Source organism: Winslowiella sp. 2C04, from assembly GCF_050037805.1.
Classification (GTDB): domain Bacteria; phylum Pseudomonadota; class Gammaproteobacteria; order Enterobacterales; family Enterobacteriaceae; genus Erwinia; species Erwinia toletana_A.
This window is the reverse complement of sequence record NZ_CP188300.1, coordinates 2,885,430-2,901,940: the sequence shown is the minus strand read 5'-3', so window position 1 is coordinate 2,901,940 and position 16,511 is coordinate 2,885,430. Positions and strand designations below refer to the sequence as shown.

Annotated in this window: 15 protein-coding genes and 1 pseudogene; 9 read left to right on the top strand and 7 right to left on the bottom strand. The window is 54.6% G+C overall.

The genetic code is table 11. From position 1 onward, the window contains the following. Window position 1: 1 nt before the first annotated feature. Entirely contained in the window at window positions 2-1,441 is a 1,440-nt protein-coding gene (locus ACP3TC_RS13025; protein WP_426816601.1) for a glycoside hydrolase family 32 protein, read from the bottom strand. After that, window positions 1,438-2,688 carry an MFS transporter gene (locus tag ACP3TC_RS13020; RefSeq protein WP_313856926.1) on the bottom strand — a complete coding sequence of 417 codons (1,251 nt, stop codon included), beginning with the start codon at window positions 2,686-2,688 and terminating at the stop codon, window positions 1,438-1,440. The genes ACP3TC_RS13025 and ACP3TC_RS13020 overlap by 4 nt, the downstream gene beginning before the upstream one ends. Before the next feature lie 301 nt (window positions 2,689-2,989). Here ACP3TC_RS13020 and ACP3TC_RS13015 point away from each other — a divergent pair, with 301 nt between their 5' ends. Continuing rightward, the gene (locus tag ACP3TC_RS13015; protein WP_313856928.1) at window positions 2,990-3,718 is read left to right on the top strand and encodes an HPP family protein; all 729 of its coding nucleotides are present in this window, start codon (window positions 2,990-2,992) and stop codon (window positions 3,716-3,718) included. A gap of 55 nt (window positions 3,719-3,773) precedes the next feature. On the opposite strand, the gene ACP3TC_RS13010 is transcribed toward ACP3TC_RS13015, so the two are convergent. Then, on the bottom strand, window positions 3,774-4,538 hold the full coding sequence (locus ACP3TC_RS13010) for an SDR family NAD(P)-dependent oxidoreductase (RefSeq protein ID WP_313856929.1): 765 nt from the start codon (window positions 4,536-4,538) through the stop codon (window positions 3,774-3,776). Between the two features lie 194 nt (window positions 4,539-4,732). Further along, on the bottom strand, window positions 4,733-4,966 hold the full coding sequence (locus ACP3TC_RS13005) for a hypothetical protein (RefSeq protein WP_313856931.1): 234 nt from the start codon (window positions 4,964-4,966) through the stop codon (window positions 4,733-4,735). A 285-nt stretch (window positions 4,967-5,251) separates the two neighbouring features. Here ACP3TC_RS13005 and ACP3TC_RS13000 point away from each other — a divergent pair, with 285 nt between their 5' ends. Then, window positions 5,252-5,377 (top strand): hypothetical protein, encoded by a 126-nt coding sequence (locus tag ACP3TC_RS13000; protein ID WP_313856933.1) that lies wholly within the window; start codon window positions 5,252-5,254, stop codon window positions 5,375-5,377. Window positions 5,378-5,412: 35 nt separating this feature from the next. On the opposite strand, the gene ACP3TC_RS12995 is transcribed toward ACP3TC_RS13000, so the two are convergent. After that, entirely contained in the window at window positions 5,413-6,366 is a 954-nt protein-coding gene (locus tag ACP3TC_RS12995; RefSeq protein ID WP_313856934.1) for an MBL fold metallo-hydrolase, read from the bottom strand. Between the two features lie 81 nt (window positions 6,367-6,447). Between ACP3TC_RS12995 and ACP3TC_RS12990 the strand changes: the two genes are divergently transcribed. Together ACP3TC_RS12990 and ACP3TC_RS12985 are read left to right on the top strand one after the other, a co-directional pair. Continuing rightward, on the top strand, window positions 6,448-7,380 hold the full coding sequence (locus tag ACP3TC_RS12990) for a LysR family transcriptional regulator (RefSeq protein ID WP_426816600.1): 933 nt from the start codon (window positions 6,448-6,450) through the stop codon (window positions 7,378-7,380). Between the two features lie 495 nt (window positions 7,381-7,875). Then, on the top strand, window positions 7,876-8,013 hold the full coding sequence (locus ACP3TC_RS12985) for a hypothetical protein (RefSeq protein ID WP_313856936.1): 138 nt from the start codon (window positions 7,876-7,878) through the stop codon (window positions 8,011-8,013). Window positions 8,014-8,146: 133 nt separating this feature from the next. Here ACP3TC_RS12985 and ACP3TC_RS12980 read toward each other — a convergent pair whose 3' ends face one another. Together ACP3TC_RS12980 and ACP3TC_RS12975 are read right to left on the bottom strand one after the other, a co-directional pair. Further along, window positions 8,147-9,583, bottom strand: a complete 1,437-nt coding sequence (locus ACP3TC_RS12980) for an amidohydrolase family protein (RefSeq protein WP_426816599.1) — start codon at window positions 9,581-9,583, stop codon at window positions 8,147-8,149. Window positions 9,584-9,658: 75 nt separating this feature from the next. Next, complete coding sequence (locus ACP3TC_RS12975) at window positions 9,659-10,513, bottom strand: LysR family transcriptional regulator (protein WP_313857669.1); 855 nt, start codon at window positions 10,511-10,513, stop codon at window positions 9,659-9,661. 198 nt (window positions 10,514-10,711) lie between these two features. Between ACP3TC_RS12975 and ACP3TC_RS12970 the strand changes: the two genes are divergently transcribed. The 5 genes and pseudogenes from ACP3TC_RS12970 (at window position 10,712) to ACP3TC_RS12950 (ending at window position 16,343) form a co-directional block, all read left to right on the top strand. Then, the gene (locus ACP3TC_RS12970) at window positions 10,712-11,584 is read left to right on the top strand and encodes a lipid kinase (protein ID WP_426816598.1); all 873 of its coding nucleotides are present in this window, start codon (window positions 10,712-10,714) and stop codon (window positions 11,582-11,584) included. A 169-nt stretch (window positions 11,585-11,753) separates the two neighbouring features. Continuing rightward, window positions 11,754-12,188 (top strand): MarR family winged helix-turn-helix transcriptional regulator, encoded by a 435-nt coding sequence (locus ACP3TC_RS12965; RefSeq protein WP_390902504.1) that lies wholly within the window; start codon window positions 11,754-11,756, stop codon window positions 12,186-12,188. 55 nt (window positions 12,189-12,243) lie between these two features. Next, window positions 12,244-13,873, top strand: a pseudogene (locus ACP3TC_RS12960) (MFS transporter). A 2-nt stretch (window positions 13,874-13,875) separates the two neighbouring features. Further along, window positions 13,876-14,961 (top strand): HlyD family secretion protein, encoded by a 1,086-nt coding sequence (locus tag ACP3TC_RS12955; RefSeq protein WP_313856940.1) that lies wholly within the window; start codon window positions 13,876-13,878, stop codon window positions 14,959-14,961. After that, window positions 14,961-16,343 (top strand): efflux transporter outer membrane subunit, encoded by a 1,383-nt coding sequence (locus ACP3TC_RS12950; protein WP_426818275.1) that lies wholly within the window; start codon window positions 14,961-14,963, stop codon window positions 16,341-16,343. The genes ACP3TC_RS12955 and ACP3TC_RS12950 overlap by 1 nt, the downstream gene beginning before the upstream one ends. The last annotated feature ends 168 nt before the right edge of the window (window positions 16,344-16,511 follow it).

The following is a 16,511-nucleotide window of genomic DNA, read 5'->3' as shown; positions in this document are numbered from 1 at the left end:
CTTAGTTGGCGGCCAGCGTCCAGTGGTCGCCGCTTAGCAATTCAGCCTGACCATTGCGGGCAAACAGCGACAGTGCGCGCTGATCCTGCTGCGGCCAGATGCGGCTGGAGAGCGTCGCTTCACCATGATTAACAAATACCTCTACCGACGAGCTGTCGATAAAGACCCGCAGATGCAGGGTATCCGTCGCCGGTAAAGCTACGCTGCGATATCCCTGAATATCATGCTGCGGATAGTGACGTTGCAGAATCAGCCGCCGGGACTGGCTGTCAACCGCAATGGTCAGGCCATCGCCAAGTTGCAGGCCAAAGCTTTCGGCAGTCGATGCAGTGAGATCCCAATGGGTAATCAATTCGACCGCATCTGCCTCAGCCACCAGCGGTTGGTCACAATTGCGCAACTGAGCGGCCGGAATGGCGTGATGAGTGCGGCGTAGCGTATCGACTTCAGCTACCGGTGACATGCGGATCTGATTGTGTTGCAGGGTCAGCTCACGCGGTAACGTCATGCAGCCCGCCCAGCCACCGGCTTTTGATGGCATAGTCGATTCCCACATATCCATCCACGCTATCACTATCCGCCGACCATCTGCGGCGATAAACGATTGTGGTGCATAGAAATCATGCCCGTGATCCAGTTCGGTAAATTGATGGCTGACGGTAAAATCACTGCCTGGCTGCCACTGGCCGCGCAGGCAGCCGCTCTGAAACAGGTTGCGATAATCATAACCCTGTGCGGCGATACCCTGCGGCGAGCAAAGTAAAATGTGTTCCTCACCGAGCGGGAAAAAATCCGGGCACTCCCACATATAGCCACACTGATCGTCGGCCTGCGCCAGCACGCGATCCAGCTGCCAGTCGCGCAGGCTGCTGCCGCGATAAAGCAGTACCTGGCCGCGATCGTCAGCGTCACGGGCACCAATAACCATCCACCAGTTGTCGTCTCCACGCCATACTTTCGGATCGCGAAAATGCATAATGCCCGGTGGCGGTGTCAGCACTACGCCCTGTTTGGTGAAATGAATGCCGTCTTCGCTGGTGGCCAGACACTGCACTTCACGAATTGCGCTGTCATTACCTTCACCGTTTAGCCAGACGTGACCGGTGTAAATCAGGCTGAGGATGCCGTGGTCGTCGACAGCGCTGCCGGAAAAGCAGCCATCAGCATCGTACTCATCGCCTGGCGCCAGTGCGATCGGTTGATGCTGCCAGTGCACCATGTCATGGCTGGTGGCGTGTCCCCAGTGCATCGGCCCCCAGTTTTCACTGAACGGATGATGCTGATAAAACGCATGATACAGACCCTGATGATAGATCAAGCCATTCGGGTCGTTCATCCAGCCTGCTGGCGGAGCCAGATGATAATGGGGATAAAAAGCATCATCACGCTGCTTAACCGCGGTGCTCAGCGCCTGTTCGGCGCGTTCCAGTCGCTGTTTCATAAGGACTCACTCTGTTTCAATTGCAGGGAAGGGGGCATGCTGGCTTTGTCACCCAGCAGCAGGAAGCAGGAGATCAGGGTCAGGCCGAGTACCAGCGTGCCCATGATCATGTAGGTATTGGCAAAACCGATCAGGTCGTAGCCGTGTCCGGCGAGCGGTGACAGCACGCTGGCACAAACCTGAGTGACAAACTGGAAGCCGACCAGATACAGCGTGGCGGAGAGTCGCGCGTCGAAGCGGGTGGTAATGTACTTAAACATCGCGATAAGCAGAATTGGCAGCTCGACCGCATGCAGCAGCTTCATCAGCGAGATGGTCACTGCATCCGCCGCCAGCCCGGAGCCAATCACCCGCAGCGCCATAATCATGCCGCTCAGCAGCAGGCCATTTTTGGCACCGATACGGTTGACCACCAGGGGGGCGAGAAACATGCCACCCGCCTCAAGCAACACCTGGAATGAGTTAAGGAAGCCGTACATCTCATTGCCGTTTTTAACGTCAGAAAATAGCGACGAGAAGTACACCGGGAATTGCTGATCGTAAACGTTATACACACTGACGCCGGAGACAAACACAATCAGCGCCCAGAAGCGCGGCAACCGAAACAGAGCGGCGACATCCGCCAGCGTCAGGCCGTCGGATTTGCCATATTCCAGCTGGCTCAGCGCCTCCGTTTTCACTTCGCGCAGGCAGGCTAACAGCAGCAGGAATACTACCGCCGCTGACGATGCCATCCAGAAGTTAAGATTGGGATCGATATTAAACAGAAAACCGGCGAAGAAAGTGGCGGTTGCCCAGCCAAGCGAACCCCACATCCGCGCCTTGCCAAACTCAAAGCCCAGAATGCGGCTGACGCGTTCGGTGTAGGATTCCAGCGCGCCGATACCGGCAAAAAAAGTCGCACCGACATACAGGCCGCCAGCAACCGCGCCCAGCAGAATATTAATTTGCAGCAGCGGCGCGAAGACAAAAATAAAGAATGGCCCGCTGATCAACAGCAACCCGCCGATCATCCACAGCAGGTTTTTGCGCAATCCCAGCTTATCCTGGATAAAACCATACAGCGGTTGAGCGCAGAGCGCCGTCAGTGCGGTGGCGGAAAATATCAGTCCGGTTTCGCTGCCGCGCAACCCAACTTTCTGACTCAGCCATAAGGAGATCAGTGAGAATGCCGAGGACCAGGTGTAAAAAAAGCAAAATAGCAGCCCGCTAAGCAATAGGTAGTGACTACGTTTACTGGTTTTCATGTTGCGCTTTTTTCCGCTTATCAACGAGGTTGGCAGTATTGTTAACGTTAACTTTGTGATTTTTGAAGCATCATAAGCTTAATTATGCGATGCCGATCACTATTGTTAACGTTAACATTAAAGCTTTGTGATCGATTTCACAATAAGCGACCAGGGCAGGGCGTTTATGCATGCTATCAGAGGGTTAAAGCAGGGTAAAAATTAATTACCACAAATTTATTCAGGTTGTTACTGCGCCGTCAATCAGGGAAAATCCTCGCTTTCTGAGATAAGATTTTGTTATGACCGAGCGAATTAAGTAATGGAACAACAATCCCCACCCCGCCTGGCGAAAAAAATGCGCATTTTCTTCGGGCGACTGTGGCCGCATCCGCTGGCGGTGGCACGCAAACAGATACTGCTGGCCAGCCTGGGTGCAGGCATTGGTCTGGCAATCACCAGTTTGTTTAGCCACTGGCTGCTGGGAGAGGTAAATCTCTGGTTTGTGGCACCGATGGGGGCATCTGCCGTACTGCTGTTTGGTGTACCGAACAGCCCGCTGGCGCAGCCATGGTCGGTGGTGGGGGGCAATTTTGTTTCTGCACTGTCGGGCGTCACTGTCAGTATGTGGATCAGCAATCCGGCGATTGCCTGTGGCGTTGCCGCCTGTCTTGCCATTGCGTTGATGTTCCAACTGCGCTGTCTGCATCCACCGGGTGGTGCGGTGGCATTAACCGTGATACTGGGCGGGTCAGCGACGCATCAGGCCGGTTATCTGTTTGCCTTTACGCCAATATTACTTAATTCTGTGTCCCTGGCGCTGTTGGCAATTGTGTTTAATAACCTGGCAGGCCGTCGCTATCCTCATCCGCTGGCCGCAGTTGAAGCTAAACCGCAGCCGGTAGCCATTGACGTACCGATCACGCGTCATGATTTGCATGAAGCGCTGATGCAGGGGCAGTTGATTGATATCGATGAAGATGATTTGCAGGAGCTGCTGCTGCAGGCGGAAAAGATTGCCTTAAGCCGCCAGATTAACCGCGCAGCATAAGTCGGGCAGGGCAAAACGAAGGCGACACACTGTGTCGCCCGGGTCATTATGCCGGTTACGCCTGTTTAGGCTGCCCGTTTGAGGCCGTCAGGCCGCCATCAACCGGCAAATTAACACCGGTAATATAAGCGGCATCATCGCTGGCGATAAAGGCGACCGCAGCGGCAATATCGTCAGGCTGACCGGCACGAGCCAGTGGGATGCGCTCGTAAAACTTATTCAGTAGTTGCTGATTACTTTCCACTTCTTCAGTGAGTTCAGTCAGGGTAAAGCCAGGGCAGACGGCATTGATGCGCACGCCATCGGTACCGTAGTCCATGGCCAGCGCGCGGGTAAAGTTGGTTACTGCACCTTTGGCCGCATTGTAAATGCTCATTCCCCAGTCGCCACCTAAACCAGATACCGAAGAAATGTTTACCACGTTACCTTTGCTGCTAAGCAGTGCGGGCATAAAGTAGTGAATGCAGTGAAACACGCCGTCCAGATCCACTTTCATCAACTGCTTCCAGTCGTCGAGTGCCACTTCATGGATACGTCCCTGCACGATAACGCCCGCATTGTTCACCAGCACGTCAACCTGACCATATTTCTCCAGCACGCGGCGTGACAAGGTTTCAACCTGTTCAGCCTCACCGACATCGCAGGGGGCCACAAGGTGGTTGCCGGGAGTGAGTGTGGCAAGGGTTTTTTCCAGCTTTTGTTCAGTGCGGCCGACTAAAACGACTGCCGCTCCCTCACTGGCAAAGCGTTTGGCGGTAGCTGCTCCAATCCCAGAACCGGCACCGGTGACCACCACAACTTTTTGATTAAAACGTGCCATTTTGACTCCTTGTTCGCTGCTGTTATTGGCTAAATTACTGTATTAACCCTGGCAGTCACCTCAAAGAGTGCAAGTGCGGCAGACCGATTCTTCCATAACCTGTTGTTATAGATGATGGTTTCAGACGTTAGAAAATGTTAATGACAAACGGTGGCTAATTTATTGCAGGATAAATGACTGGCGGCTGCGTAGCGTTACAACCGGCCATTAATACGCTGATTGTCTCTGAGCACATCAATCGCCGTCTGCATAGCAATCTTGTCATCGCGGCGCTTTTGCTTAGCCTGAGCGACTTGCAGATATTCAAGCAGAGTTCGGGTATTGATCGGACGGCCAAGCTTGCAGACCTCAAGGATCGCGTTGCCAAGAATGAGTTTTACCGGTGGGAGCTGGGCTGGATACCAGTCAAGCGTGTCTTCTGATTTCATATGCAAAATTTCCGGGATGGGCAGTATAGCACAGAATATGCTGTATCACGGTAAGTGACTGCCGGATACCACCTTAAATACGGCACTTTTCGCATATTAATTTTGATGTTAGCGTTACATCATTTCAATGCGACTCCTTCGATAGCCGACTGCCGCGCTGGACACCAGGCAGCACGCACTGGCTGTGTCTGGTCATACGGAAAAAAGGTGATAATGAGCATTTTCACTGCCACATTTTCGCAAGTTAATCGCTAACGTTACCGCAGGCAACTGGCGTCAAAAGCGGTGCTGGAAAAAGCGGGATTAGTGCAGAAAGGTACGCTGCGTGAAAACTATTTTCTTTATGGCAAGTGGCAGGATGACTGGGTATTCGATCTATTCAAAGCCGATTTCAGACTGAAGAGTCCGTAATAATTCCCGTGCACCAGCTGATACACGGGAGAAAATCAGTGTGCCAGTTGGGTCGTATAATTCGACGCCACCCAGCGGTAGCCATCAGTTGCTTTCTTCACATGTCCCAGCCCCGGAAAGGCGATATGTGCGGCTGCCACCCAGTAACCTTGATCTGCCGCCTGCGCCAGCACTTTTTCACGGGTCAGCACCGCATCAGGCTGACTGACATCAAAATGAATCGCCACATGCGGGTCAGGCATCTGCACCGCTTTGGCATGGATAATATCACCCCACAGCACCAGTACCTGGCCTTCACTTTCTATCCGGTACAGCACGCTGCCCGGCGTATGTCCGGCGGCCGGAATCGCCTGAATACCGGCAACTACGCTGGCAGGTGCGGTAAAGGTGGAGAAGCGTCCGGCATCAATCACCGGGCGCAGCGTCTGTTCAGACTCGGCGAAGGTGTGCTGCTGGCTTACTTCCACTTTGTTGATATTGTTCTGGTTTAACCAAAAATCTGCATCTTTATTATCTACATAAACCTCGGCATTCGGAAAGGCCGGCTTGCCATCGCGTGACACCCCGCCGGAGTGGTCAGCATGAATATGGGTCAGTAATACCGCATTGATCGATTCCGCCGGGTAGCCTGCCGCGGCCAGATTCTCCAGCAGATGGCCGCCGCTGTGGCCAAAAAGATCGCCGGCACCGGCATCGATCAGAATTCGCTGCTGGCCGTTATCGATAACAAAGGCATTAATTGAGGTTTCTGCCTCTGGAGTCATCGCCTCATTCGCCATCCTTTCCCGCAGTTCTTCCGCAGTGATGTGGGTCAGCAGCTTCTCAAGTGGAATGGTTACCGTGCCGTCAGAGACGGCGGTAATACGCAGTTTGCCGAGCATCATGCGGTAGTATCCCGGAGCCTGGCGATCCAGCGGTGTCTGCGTCTCAGCCGCCAGCGTAGCGCTGGAAAACGTCAGGGTGGCGATCAGCGCCATCAGTAGTTTCATTATTTCCTCATTAACAGTTGTTGTTATCAGCTGACAGGCAGTATCCTGCGGCTATGAACATCATTCAAATCGATTAAAATAATGAACAACATCAGGGAAAGTGATTTTAGTCGCGTTGATCTTAATCTGCTGACGGTGCTGCTGGTGCTGCACCGCGAAGGCAGTGTATCGCGCACCGCAGACAAATTGCACCTTGGGCAGCCAGCGGTCAGCGGCGCGCTGAGCCGATTACGTGAAATGTTTAACGATCCACTGTTTGTTCGTAGCGCGCAGGGGATGATCGCCACGCCGCGTGCCGAGTCGCTGGTGGCTGCCCTGTTGCCGATGATGGAGCAGATGCAGCAGGTACTGTTTCAGCCCCCGAGGTTTTCACCGGCGACGGACAGCCACACTTTTCGCATGGGTATGAGCGACTGGGTAGAGAGCTGGCTGATGCCAGGTTTGCTGGCGCGTACCGCACGGGAAGCGCCGGGGATAACGTTGCAGGTCAGCGCCAGCGATCCTTTCCAGGATGTATTAAGCATCCAGCAGGATAAAATCGAGGTAGCGATTTCGGTCGCTGAAGAGACTCCCGCTGGCCTGATCAGAGAAAACATTCGCCAAATGCGTTTTTGCACTTTATGGCATCCACGCCAGTTAGCGTTGAGTACGCCAATAACTCTTGATGAGTTTGTCGCTGCCGATCATGTACTGGTTTCCTATCGGGGGGCCAGTCACAGCAAAGTGGATGAACAGCTGGCCTTACAGAGAAGGTCGCGCAGGATTCGCTACGTCACGCCGCATTTTTCTTCGCTGCCATTGATGCTTGAACAGATGCCGCTGCTGGCTACGGTACCGGAAGGGCTGGCCGCCAGCTGGAAAGAGCATTATGGCCTGATAAGCAGCCAGGTGCCGGTCAGCATTACTCCTTTCAGGCTTTCGTTACTGTGGCATAAGCGGCGTGATAACGACCCGGCGCTGCAATGGCTACTGGCGCAGCTGCGTTCGCGAATGTCACAACGATCGGGTCAGTAAACCCATACTAAAGTTATTGAAAAAAAACCACCGGATGGTAGAATGCGCGTCATTATCCGATTGTGTTAACGTCGTGATTAGACAGAATAAATAAAAGCAATGTGCAGTAATGTCGTAACCGCCGAAAGGCGGTTTTTTTATGTCTGAAATTCTCTGTTGTACTATTCCTTCCTCGACGCTGCTTAAGCTATATCGATATAATTGCCCATGCTGATTTAGCTATTTACACCCAGATTAACGACCTGCCTTGATTTTGATTGTGGAAAATTATCAATATTTTCAGTTTAATATGATTTTAGCTTACAAATATTTACATAACGCCGCGCGATTAAAACCCCGATGTTTATAGTGATGATCTACCTTATACAGATAAGCAATATTTAACAATGTTGCTTATCTGTTAACGACGAAGAGTAAGGGAGCTTTTGGCGCAACAGGTGCCAGAAGGGAATTACTGAGCAGTATTCTCTGACTGAAATTTAGTGAGGTCACACTATGACGTATTCAGCTATCGAAAAATGGGTAACCGGGGCACTGGCGGCGCTTATTTCACTGTTTTTTGCTGCGGTATTTACGCTACTACTGTTACAGGCTTTTGGTATTCCGCATCGCTGGCCTTGCCCGCTGCATTGATCAATCGTCGTTGATGCCGAGGATTTATCCGGACGGGAGCCGAAAACGGCTCCACGATATGCAAAGGTGTTAACTGAACGCGGCGAAGAGTAACGTTGTTACCGCAGCGATGTTGCCGCCGCCCACTTCACTATTACGCTTTTGCCACGCCGCCAAAAACCACACGGCCTTGGTGGAATGTGGCTTTCACTTCAGAAATACGTGCCACCGCTTCGGCAGAGCAGCTGGCATCCACCAGTATCATCTCCGCATCATCATTGACCGCAGGCCACTGGCGCTTACCGCTGCTATCCAGCGGCAGCACATCACCGGTGGCAATTGCCAGTGAGCGCGTCAGGCCAAACTCGTCAGAGTGGCCGTACAGCTGTGCATACAGGTTAGCTTTCTCCAGCATGCTGCCGCTGCCAAACGGCGACCAGTGATCGATCACGCTGTCGGTGCCGGTCATTACCGTCACGCCTTGCGCACTTAGCTGCGGTAATGGCATGGTCAGTTTGCCCAGTGGTATCGTTGAGGCGACGCTAAACTGCTGCTCAGCCATGTCACGAATCACCGTATCCAGTTCATTGCCAGACAAAGTCGCCAGCGCAAAGCCGTGACTAAGGGTCACTTTACCTTTCAGCGTGGGGTTTTCTTTGACGGTCTTAATCATATATTTGATGGCGGCAACGCCAGCCGGGCTGGTTTCATGCAGATGAATATCCACGCCGGTATTAGTATCGAGCGCAATACGGAACATCGCGTCGAGTGATTTTTCCATATCGCCATCGACATTGGTCGGATCAAGCCCGCCGACAAACTGCACGCCCATCTGCATCGCTTCACGCATCAGACCATCGACCTTTGAATGCAGTAAGCCATGCTGTGGAAAAGCAACGATTTCACAACTGAAATCATTACGGTGTTTTTCCAGCGCGATTTGCAGATGTTCGAGACTTTTCAGCCCGCTCACCGGATCGATATTACAGTGGCTGCGCGCCACCGTGGTGCCTTTGGCATGTAACAGATCGATGATCGCTTCAGCGCGCGCCACGGAGGTAGGCAGCAACTGTGGGATAAGTTGCTGCTCGCGGGCGATCATATCCATAATCGTCTTGCCTTTGCGCGGGCGCGGCGCCTGCCACGGGCCACCGTAAAAGGTCTTATCCAGATGGATATGCATATCGCGTGTGGCAGGTAACAGCAATAAGCCACCGGCATCAAACACCGGCAGGTCGCTGGCTGCGGCAGTCGTCGCGGGCTGAACGGCGACGATTTTGCCGTGATTGATTTCCAGCGTCCACAGCCCGGTACGGGTGCCGATAATCATTTCACCCTCGCGTTCGAATCCCTCTTCGAGTCGCACATTGCGCAGCAGATAGTGACTGGCGTCAAACTGCTTAACGCTGCGCGCGTCATCGGCACATATTATGCTGCTTGCCGTTGACGGCGCGGCGGCTGCCATACCGGATGCCAGTAACACGCCACCAGCGGTAACTCTGGCACTTTGTGAGAGAAAGTTTCTGCGACTCGGTTGTTGAGGGTTTTGCACATCGATTTCCTTAATCAGGCGAACGGAAAGGGTTTGCATTGCGTTACCACCCTAAAAGAATCGGCGCGTGCTGGCTGTGATATTTTCCACTGGTTATCAGTGGAAAAAGCACTGCTAAGCCAGCTGACAAAATTGCCGCAGCTTTTCTGCCAGTTCCAGCTGCGCGGCAGAGGCGTTATCGCGATAAAACAGCGCCAGCTCAAAATTATCAACTGCCGGCAGGGCGCTTTCCGCGCCAAGCACCCGATGCTGGGGTAAACGGCAGCTGGCGGGCAGCAGCGTGACGCCCAGCCCGGCAGCGCTGGCGGCGACCAGTGCGGCAAGGCTGGCGCTGCTGTAACTGATGCGCCAGCGGCGGTCCAGCGCATCCATCGCCTGACACAGCTCATCACGATATAAACCATTTTGTGGAAACAGGACCAGCGGCACCGGCGACTGCTCAAACGTGGGCCATTCGGCGCTGTCCAGCCATAATAATGGCTCAGCGCGCGCCGCTTTCGGTTTGTCCCCTTTGGCTTGTTTAATCAGAATGATATCCAGCTCTTCCCGCTGCCAGGCACTGCGTAGTTCATTGCTTAATCCACTGGAGACATCCAGCCGCAGCTGCGGGTGCGTGCGGCTGAATTCGGCCAGCAGGGCGGTAGTGGGGCCGGCAAAATCTTCCGGCATGCCGAGCCGTACCACGCCGTCGCGCCACAGATCCGTCAGCGCGTCATGGGCTTCACCATTCAGCGCAATAATTCGTCGCGCATAGCCCAGCAGCTTTTCACCCTCCTCGGTCAGTAACACCTGATGTGACGAGCGCTCCAGCAGCGCTTTACCCAGCATCTCTTCCAGTCGGCGCACTTGCTGACTGACGGTCGACTGTGAGAGAAAGACGCGCTCGGCGGCACGGGTGAAGCTGCCGCTCTCACAAACGGCAACAAAGCTCAGCAACTGCTGCGGACTGAACATCGGGTAGCGATTCATTTTCTCACTGTTATTTAGTCTGATATTCAATTTGATAATACTAACCGTTGTAATCTGGCTGGCAAGTGATGTCGATACGCGAGGCCATCTGCACGTTAACGTAATGAAATGTCAGCAATGTAAGGCAGTTAAAGCCCGCTTGAGCAGGTTGCGGCAGGAGAGTCTAATTGCGCTTCTGTTATCAGAAGGGCAAGTAACATGTCGCGTCGAGCGCTACTTTTAATTAACCGTCAGTCACGCAATGGCGCCCGTAGTTTCGAAATGGCGATTGCGGCGCTGGGTCGTCATGATATTGAGATTGTGTATCCCGATCCGTCACTGACCCTCAGCGAGGCGATTTATGCCTGCGCCGATCGCATCGATCTGGTGATCGTCGGCGGCGGTGACGGCTCGTTAAACACCGCTGCGGCTGCGTTAATGGCAACCGGTTTGCCGCTGGGAATTTTACCGCTGGGAACCGCAAACGATCTGGCGCGCACGCTGGCTATCCCGAAAGATCTGAACCGTGCGGTGGCGATAATTGCCGCCGGAAATCTGCGCCAGTTGGATGTGGGGATGGTTAATGAGCGACCATTCTTCAATGTTGCCAGCATCGGGTTCTCTGCCTCACTGGCGAAAAACCTGACGGCTGCTTCAAAGAAGCGTTGGGGCGTGCTGGGTTACGCTTTTGCCGCGCTGAAGCTGTTTCGTCAAAGTCGTCCGTTTACCGTGCAGATTGACCACCATGGTCAGCAGGAAACGGTGAAAACCATGCAGATTTCAGTCGGTAATGGCCGTTTTTATGGCGGCGGTATGACGGTAGAGCAGAGCGCCACGCCCGACGACGGCCAGCTTGATGTTTACAGTCTGGAGCTGGATCACTGGTGGGAGATGCTGGCGCTGGCCCCTTATCTGCGGCGCGGCACCCACGGTAAATGGCGCAAAGTGCGCGCTTTCCCGGCGACCGCACTGACCATCACCACCCGCCGCCCACATGCGATTAATGCAGATGGTGAGATTGTCGGCACCACGCCCGCACAGTTTTCCATTCGCCCGCAGGCCATCAAGGTTTTTGCACCGCCCGCTAAGTGAAATGAGCAGCGAAGCGCTATTTTAGCTTTCGCTGCTAAACTACTTTTATCCACCTGAATTTTGCCACTTTGTGCACAACATCCAGCAACCAGGGACTTCACAACAGGATTTCTGCTTGCGTATAATTGCGGCTATTATTTAGTTAGATATCTAATCATCAGGCCTCTATATGTTGGACACTCAGCAGCATAATTTCTCGCGTTTACTTCATCTCACTGCCCATGCGTGGCGGCTGGCGATCGATCGGCGCTTAAAAGCTAATGGCCTGAGCATGAACAGCTGGTTTGCCGTGGCCACTATCGCCAGCGAAAATGAGCCGATGACGCAAAAGGCGCTGGCGCAGATACTCGGGCTGGAAGAAGCCAGCGTGGTGCCGCTAATCGATCGTCTGGTCAGGCAAAACCTGGTGCAGCGCGTTCAGCCGGAGGAGGATCGACGCAAGCGGCTGCTGCTGGTTACCGAACAGGGCAGTGAAGTGTTTCGTCGGGTGAAAATTGAAGCCGATACCCTACGCGGTGAACTGCTGGCGAACGTCGATGAGCAGGAACTGGCGATTACACAGAAAGTTTTGCAGCAATTGTTGACGGCAACCGGAGCAAGCTGACGTGGCGAAAAACAGTCCTTATGGGCCGCGTGACTGGCAGCCGCATGAAAAACCGATGCTGCCGGGATCGCCGTCAACGCCGATCCACCCGGGCCATAAACGCATTGCCTTTGGCCTGATTGGCCTGCTGATTTCGATTACCGGTGCGCTGAGTAACGCGCTGGTTACCGCCAATCTGACCAATTTACAGGGAACCTTTGGCGCCTATTCAAATGAGATTGCCTGGTTACCGGCGGTCTATGTCATGGGCAATATCTCAATTAACTTACTGTTGGTGAAGTTTCGCCAGCAGTTTGGCCTGCGTATTTTTACCGAAGCTTTTCTGGTGCTGTATGTGCTGGTGGCGTTTTTCCATCTGTTTGCCAACGATCTCAGCTCGGCGATTATCGTGCGCGCCGCGCATGGCATGGTCGGTGCGGCGCTCAGTTCGCTCGGTATTTATTATCAGATTCAGGCGTGGCCAGCGAAGCATCGACTGAAAGCATTGACCATCGGTATCTGCGCCTCGCAGCTGGCGATCCCACTGGCGCGGCTGTTTTCTACCGAGCTGTTGCAGCTTGATGAGTGGCGCGGGCTGTATCTGTTCGAGCTGGGGCTGGCGATGATTGCGCTCGGCTGCGTTTTTCTGCTGAAGTTGCCGCCCGGCGATCGCAATAAAGTGTTCGAAAAAACCGACTTTCTCACTTTTGTGCTGCTGGCACCGGGCATGGCGCTGCTGTGCGGCGTACTGTCGCTGGGGCGCATTGAATGGTGGTTTACCACGCCGTGGCTGGGTGTCTGCCTGGCGCTGGCGCTGGTACTGATTGTCGCCGCGGTGGTGGTGGAGCATAACCGCACCAACCCGTTAATTAATACCCGCTGGCTCGGCAGCGGAGCGATAGTGCGGCTGGGCATTGTGATGATTATGATGCGCGTGGTGCTGGCCGAGCAGAATACCGGCGCGATAGGCTTTTTACAGCAGATTGGCCTGCAAAACGATCAGATGCGCGGTCTGGCGCTGGCGATTATTGCCGGAGTGATCGTCGGCATCATTGCCAGCGCGCTGACGATTAAGCCGACCCATCTTAGCCTGGCCAATTGTCGTCTCGCTGCTGATTATGATGATCGCTTCGCTAATGGATGCTGATTCTAACCCGCTGACGCGCCCGGAAAATATGTATTTCAGCCAGTTTTTACTTGGCTTCAGCAGCGCCTTTTTCCTTGCCCCGGCGATGCTGCTGGGCGTGGGCGGCGTGGTGACGCAGCCGAAAAATCTGGTCAGCTTTGTGGTGTTGTTCGGCATGAGCCAGAATCTTGGCGGGCTGATTGGCTCGGCGATCCTCGGCACCTTTCAGACCTGGCGGGAGAAGTACCACTCCAGTCTGCTGGGCGATCAGCTGTCGCTGCTTGACCCTAATGTGACGGAACGGCTTAGCCAGTATACCGCGCTGTACAACAGCCTGATTGGCGATGGCATTTTACGCAATGCCGAGGGCGTCGTGCAGCTGCAAAGCGTCGCCACATTGCAGGCCAATGTACTGGCATATAACGATACCTATTTACTGACTGCCGGTATGGCGCTGTGCACCCTGATGTGGGTGCTGTGGCGCTTAACCCGCCTGCGCTATCTCAACTGGCGTCAGGCAAAGCGTAACCAGCAAGCAGCACAACAAACACCAGCAATAACTGAATCTGGCAGGGATTAACAATGAGTCAACAGGAACAGGCGCAAGCCTCCGAGCGCGAGAGAACTAACAAGCTGCGTATTTTATCCATCGCCGTCGGCAGCGGTATCGCTATCGTCGGGGTTCTGGTGATTCTGTACGCCTGGCAGCTGTGGCCGTTTACCAGCAGCGCTCAGAGTACCGAAAATGCCTATGTGCGTGGCCAGATTACCTTTATCAGCCCTCAGGTTAACGGCTATGTCACCTCCGTCGAGGTGCAGGATTTCCAGCCGGTGAAGCAGGGGGAGCTGCTGATGACCATCGACGATCGCATTTATCGTCAGCGCGTTCACCAGGCACAGGCGCAGCTGGATATGAAACAAGCTGCACTGGCGAATAATATCCAGCAGCGGCGCAGCGCGGAGGCGGTGATTGCGCGTAATCAGGCGGCGTTGACCAATGCAAAAGCGCAGGCGGTGAAAAGCGGGCTGGATCTGAAGCGGGTAGAAAATCTGGTGTCAGACGGTTCGCTATCGGTGCGTGAGCGGGATGCGTCGCGTGCCAGTAACAGTCAGACCGAAGCCGACGTGCAGCAGGCCAAAGCCACCCTTGAGGTATCACGGCAGGATTTGCAGACGGTGATAGTCAATCGTGCCTCGATGGAAGCCGATGTTGCCAACGCGCAAGCGGCGCTGGAACTGGCGCAAATCGATCTTGATAACACCCGCATCATCGCGCCGCGTGACGGCCAGTTGGGACAGATTGCGGTGCGGCAGGGAGCTTACGTCACCGCCGGTACGCGCCTGACCTCTCTGGTGCCTGCACAGCTGTGGGTGATCGCCAATATGAAAGAGACGCAGATGGCGCGGGTTAAGCCAGGCCTGCCGGTGACGTTCCGTGTGGATGCACTGGATGGCGAGCGCTTTAGCGGGGAAGTGGAGTATATCTCTCCGGCGGCAGGTTCCGAGTTCAGTGCTATTTCGCCGGATAACGCCACCGGTAACTTTGTTAAAATCGCCCAGCGTATTCCGGTGCGAATTAAAATCACCAGTGAAAATCATGCGCGGCTGCGTCCGGGAATGTCGGTGCAGCTGACGATTGAAACTGACGCGGCTAAGGAGAATCGGTGATGCGCTGGCAACCAAAGCTGTTGGCGTTGCTGATCCCGCTGGCGCTGGCGGCCTGCTCTACCAACGTTGAAAAAGCGCCGCAGTCGCTGCTGATTCCGGCCGAATGGCGCAACCAGGTGGGGCCGGCATCCACGCTGGAAGCCAACTGGTGGCGCGCCTTCGGCGACGATAATATGAATCATCTGGTCGAGCAGTCGCTGCGTAATAACCCGGATATTCTGACTGCACGTTCGCGCGTCGATCAGTATCGTGCCCAGTTGCGTGCCGCACAGGGCGATAACCTGCCGACGCTGGATGCTGGCGTCAGCGCCACCCGCGCCCGCACGCTTTCAGCGGCGACCGGGCTACCGGGCGATCACTCGGTGTTTCAGGGATTGCTGCAGGCCAATTATGATGTCGATATCTGGGGCGCGCGCAGCAGCAGCATTGATGCCGCGCAGTATTCACTGGCAGCCCAGCAGGCGGCCGCGTCGGCAGCGGAACTTACCGTCGCCAGCTCGGTAGCCTCAGGCTATCTGACGCTGTGCGCGCTGGATGAGCAACTGCGCGTTACCCGGGCGACCCTCGCTTCGCGCGAAAATTCGTTGCAGCTGGCGAAGCGCCAGTATGAAACCGGCTATACCTCGCGGCTGGAGTGGGTGCAGGCGGCGTCAGAGTATCAGAGCGCCAAAGCCCAGATACCGCAGTTGCAGCATCAGATTACCGAGCAGGAAAATGCCCTGAGCATTCTGACAGGGATGAATCCGCGTCAGATTGCCCGCACCCCAGACTTTAACCAGATTATGCCGCAGCAGTTACCGACGCTGCTGCCTTCGGAACTGTTGCAGCGGCGGCCGGATATTGTGCAGGCAGAACGCCTGTTGCTGGCGGCGGACAAGACGCTGCAATCCTCGCAGGCTAATCTGCTGCCATCGCTGAATCTGACGGCCTCCGGCACGCTGCAAAGTTCAGTGCTGCATCAGCTGGTGGATAATCCGTTCCGCTTATGGAGCGTGGGCGGCAGCGTGCTGGCCCCGCTGCTGAATCGCGAAGCCTTGACCGCGCAGGTGGATGTGTCGATGGCCTCACGTAATCAGGCGCTGTACAACTATGAGAAAGTGGTGCGCAACGCCTTTAGTGAGGTGAATAACGATATTGATGCGATCCAGCGCAACGGCGAACAGCTGCGGGAGTTAGAAAAACAGCAGGAGATCGTCAGCGAAGCGCTGCGCATTGCACGCAATCGCTATCAGAATGGTTATGCTTCTTATCTTGATGAGCTGGATGCACAGCGCACGCTGTTCAGTACCCAGCTCAGCGTGGTACAGCTGAAAAACAGCCTGCTGTTGGCGCAGATCGATCTGTATCGCGCACTGGGAGGAGGCTGGAAGCCAGCGTCATAATTATCAGGGGCGGTGAGAAAACCGCCCTTTGTTCAAATAAGGTTTATCTTTCCGCTTTAAAATGAGTTTTTCCGCCTTTCGTTCACACCGATCATCCCGCGCTTCACCTTTCTTTACATTTGGTGCTATTATGCGCGCGTTTTTTCGCTATATATGACGAATCACTTA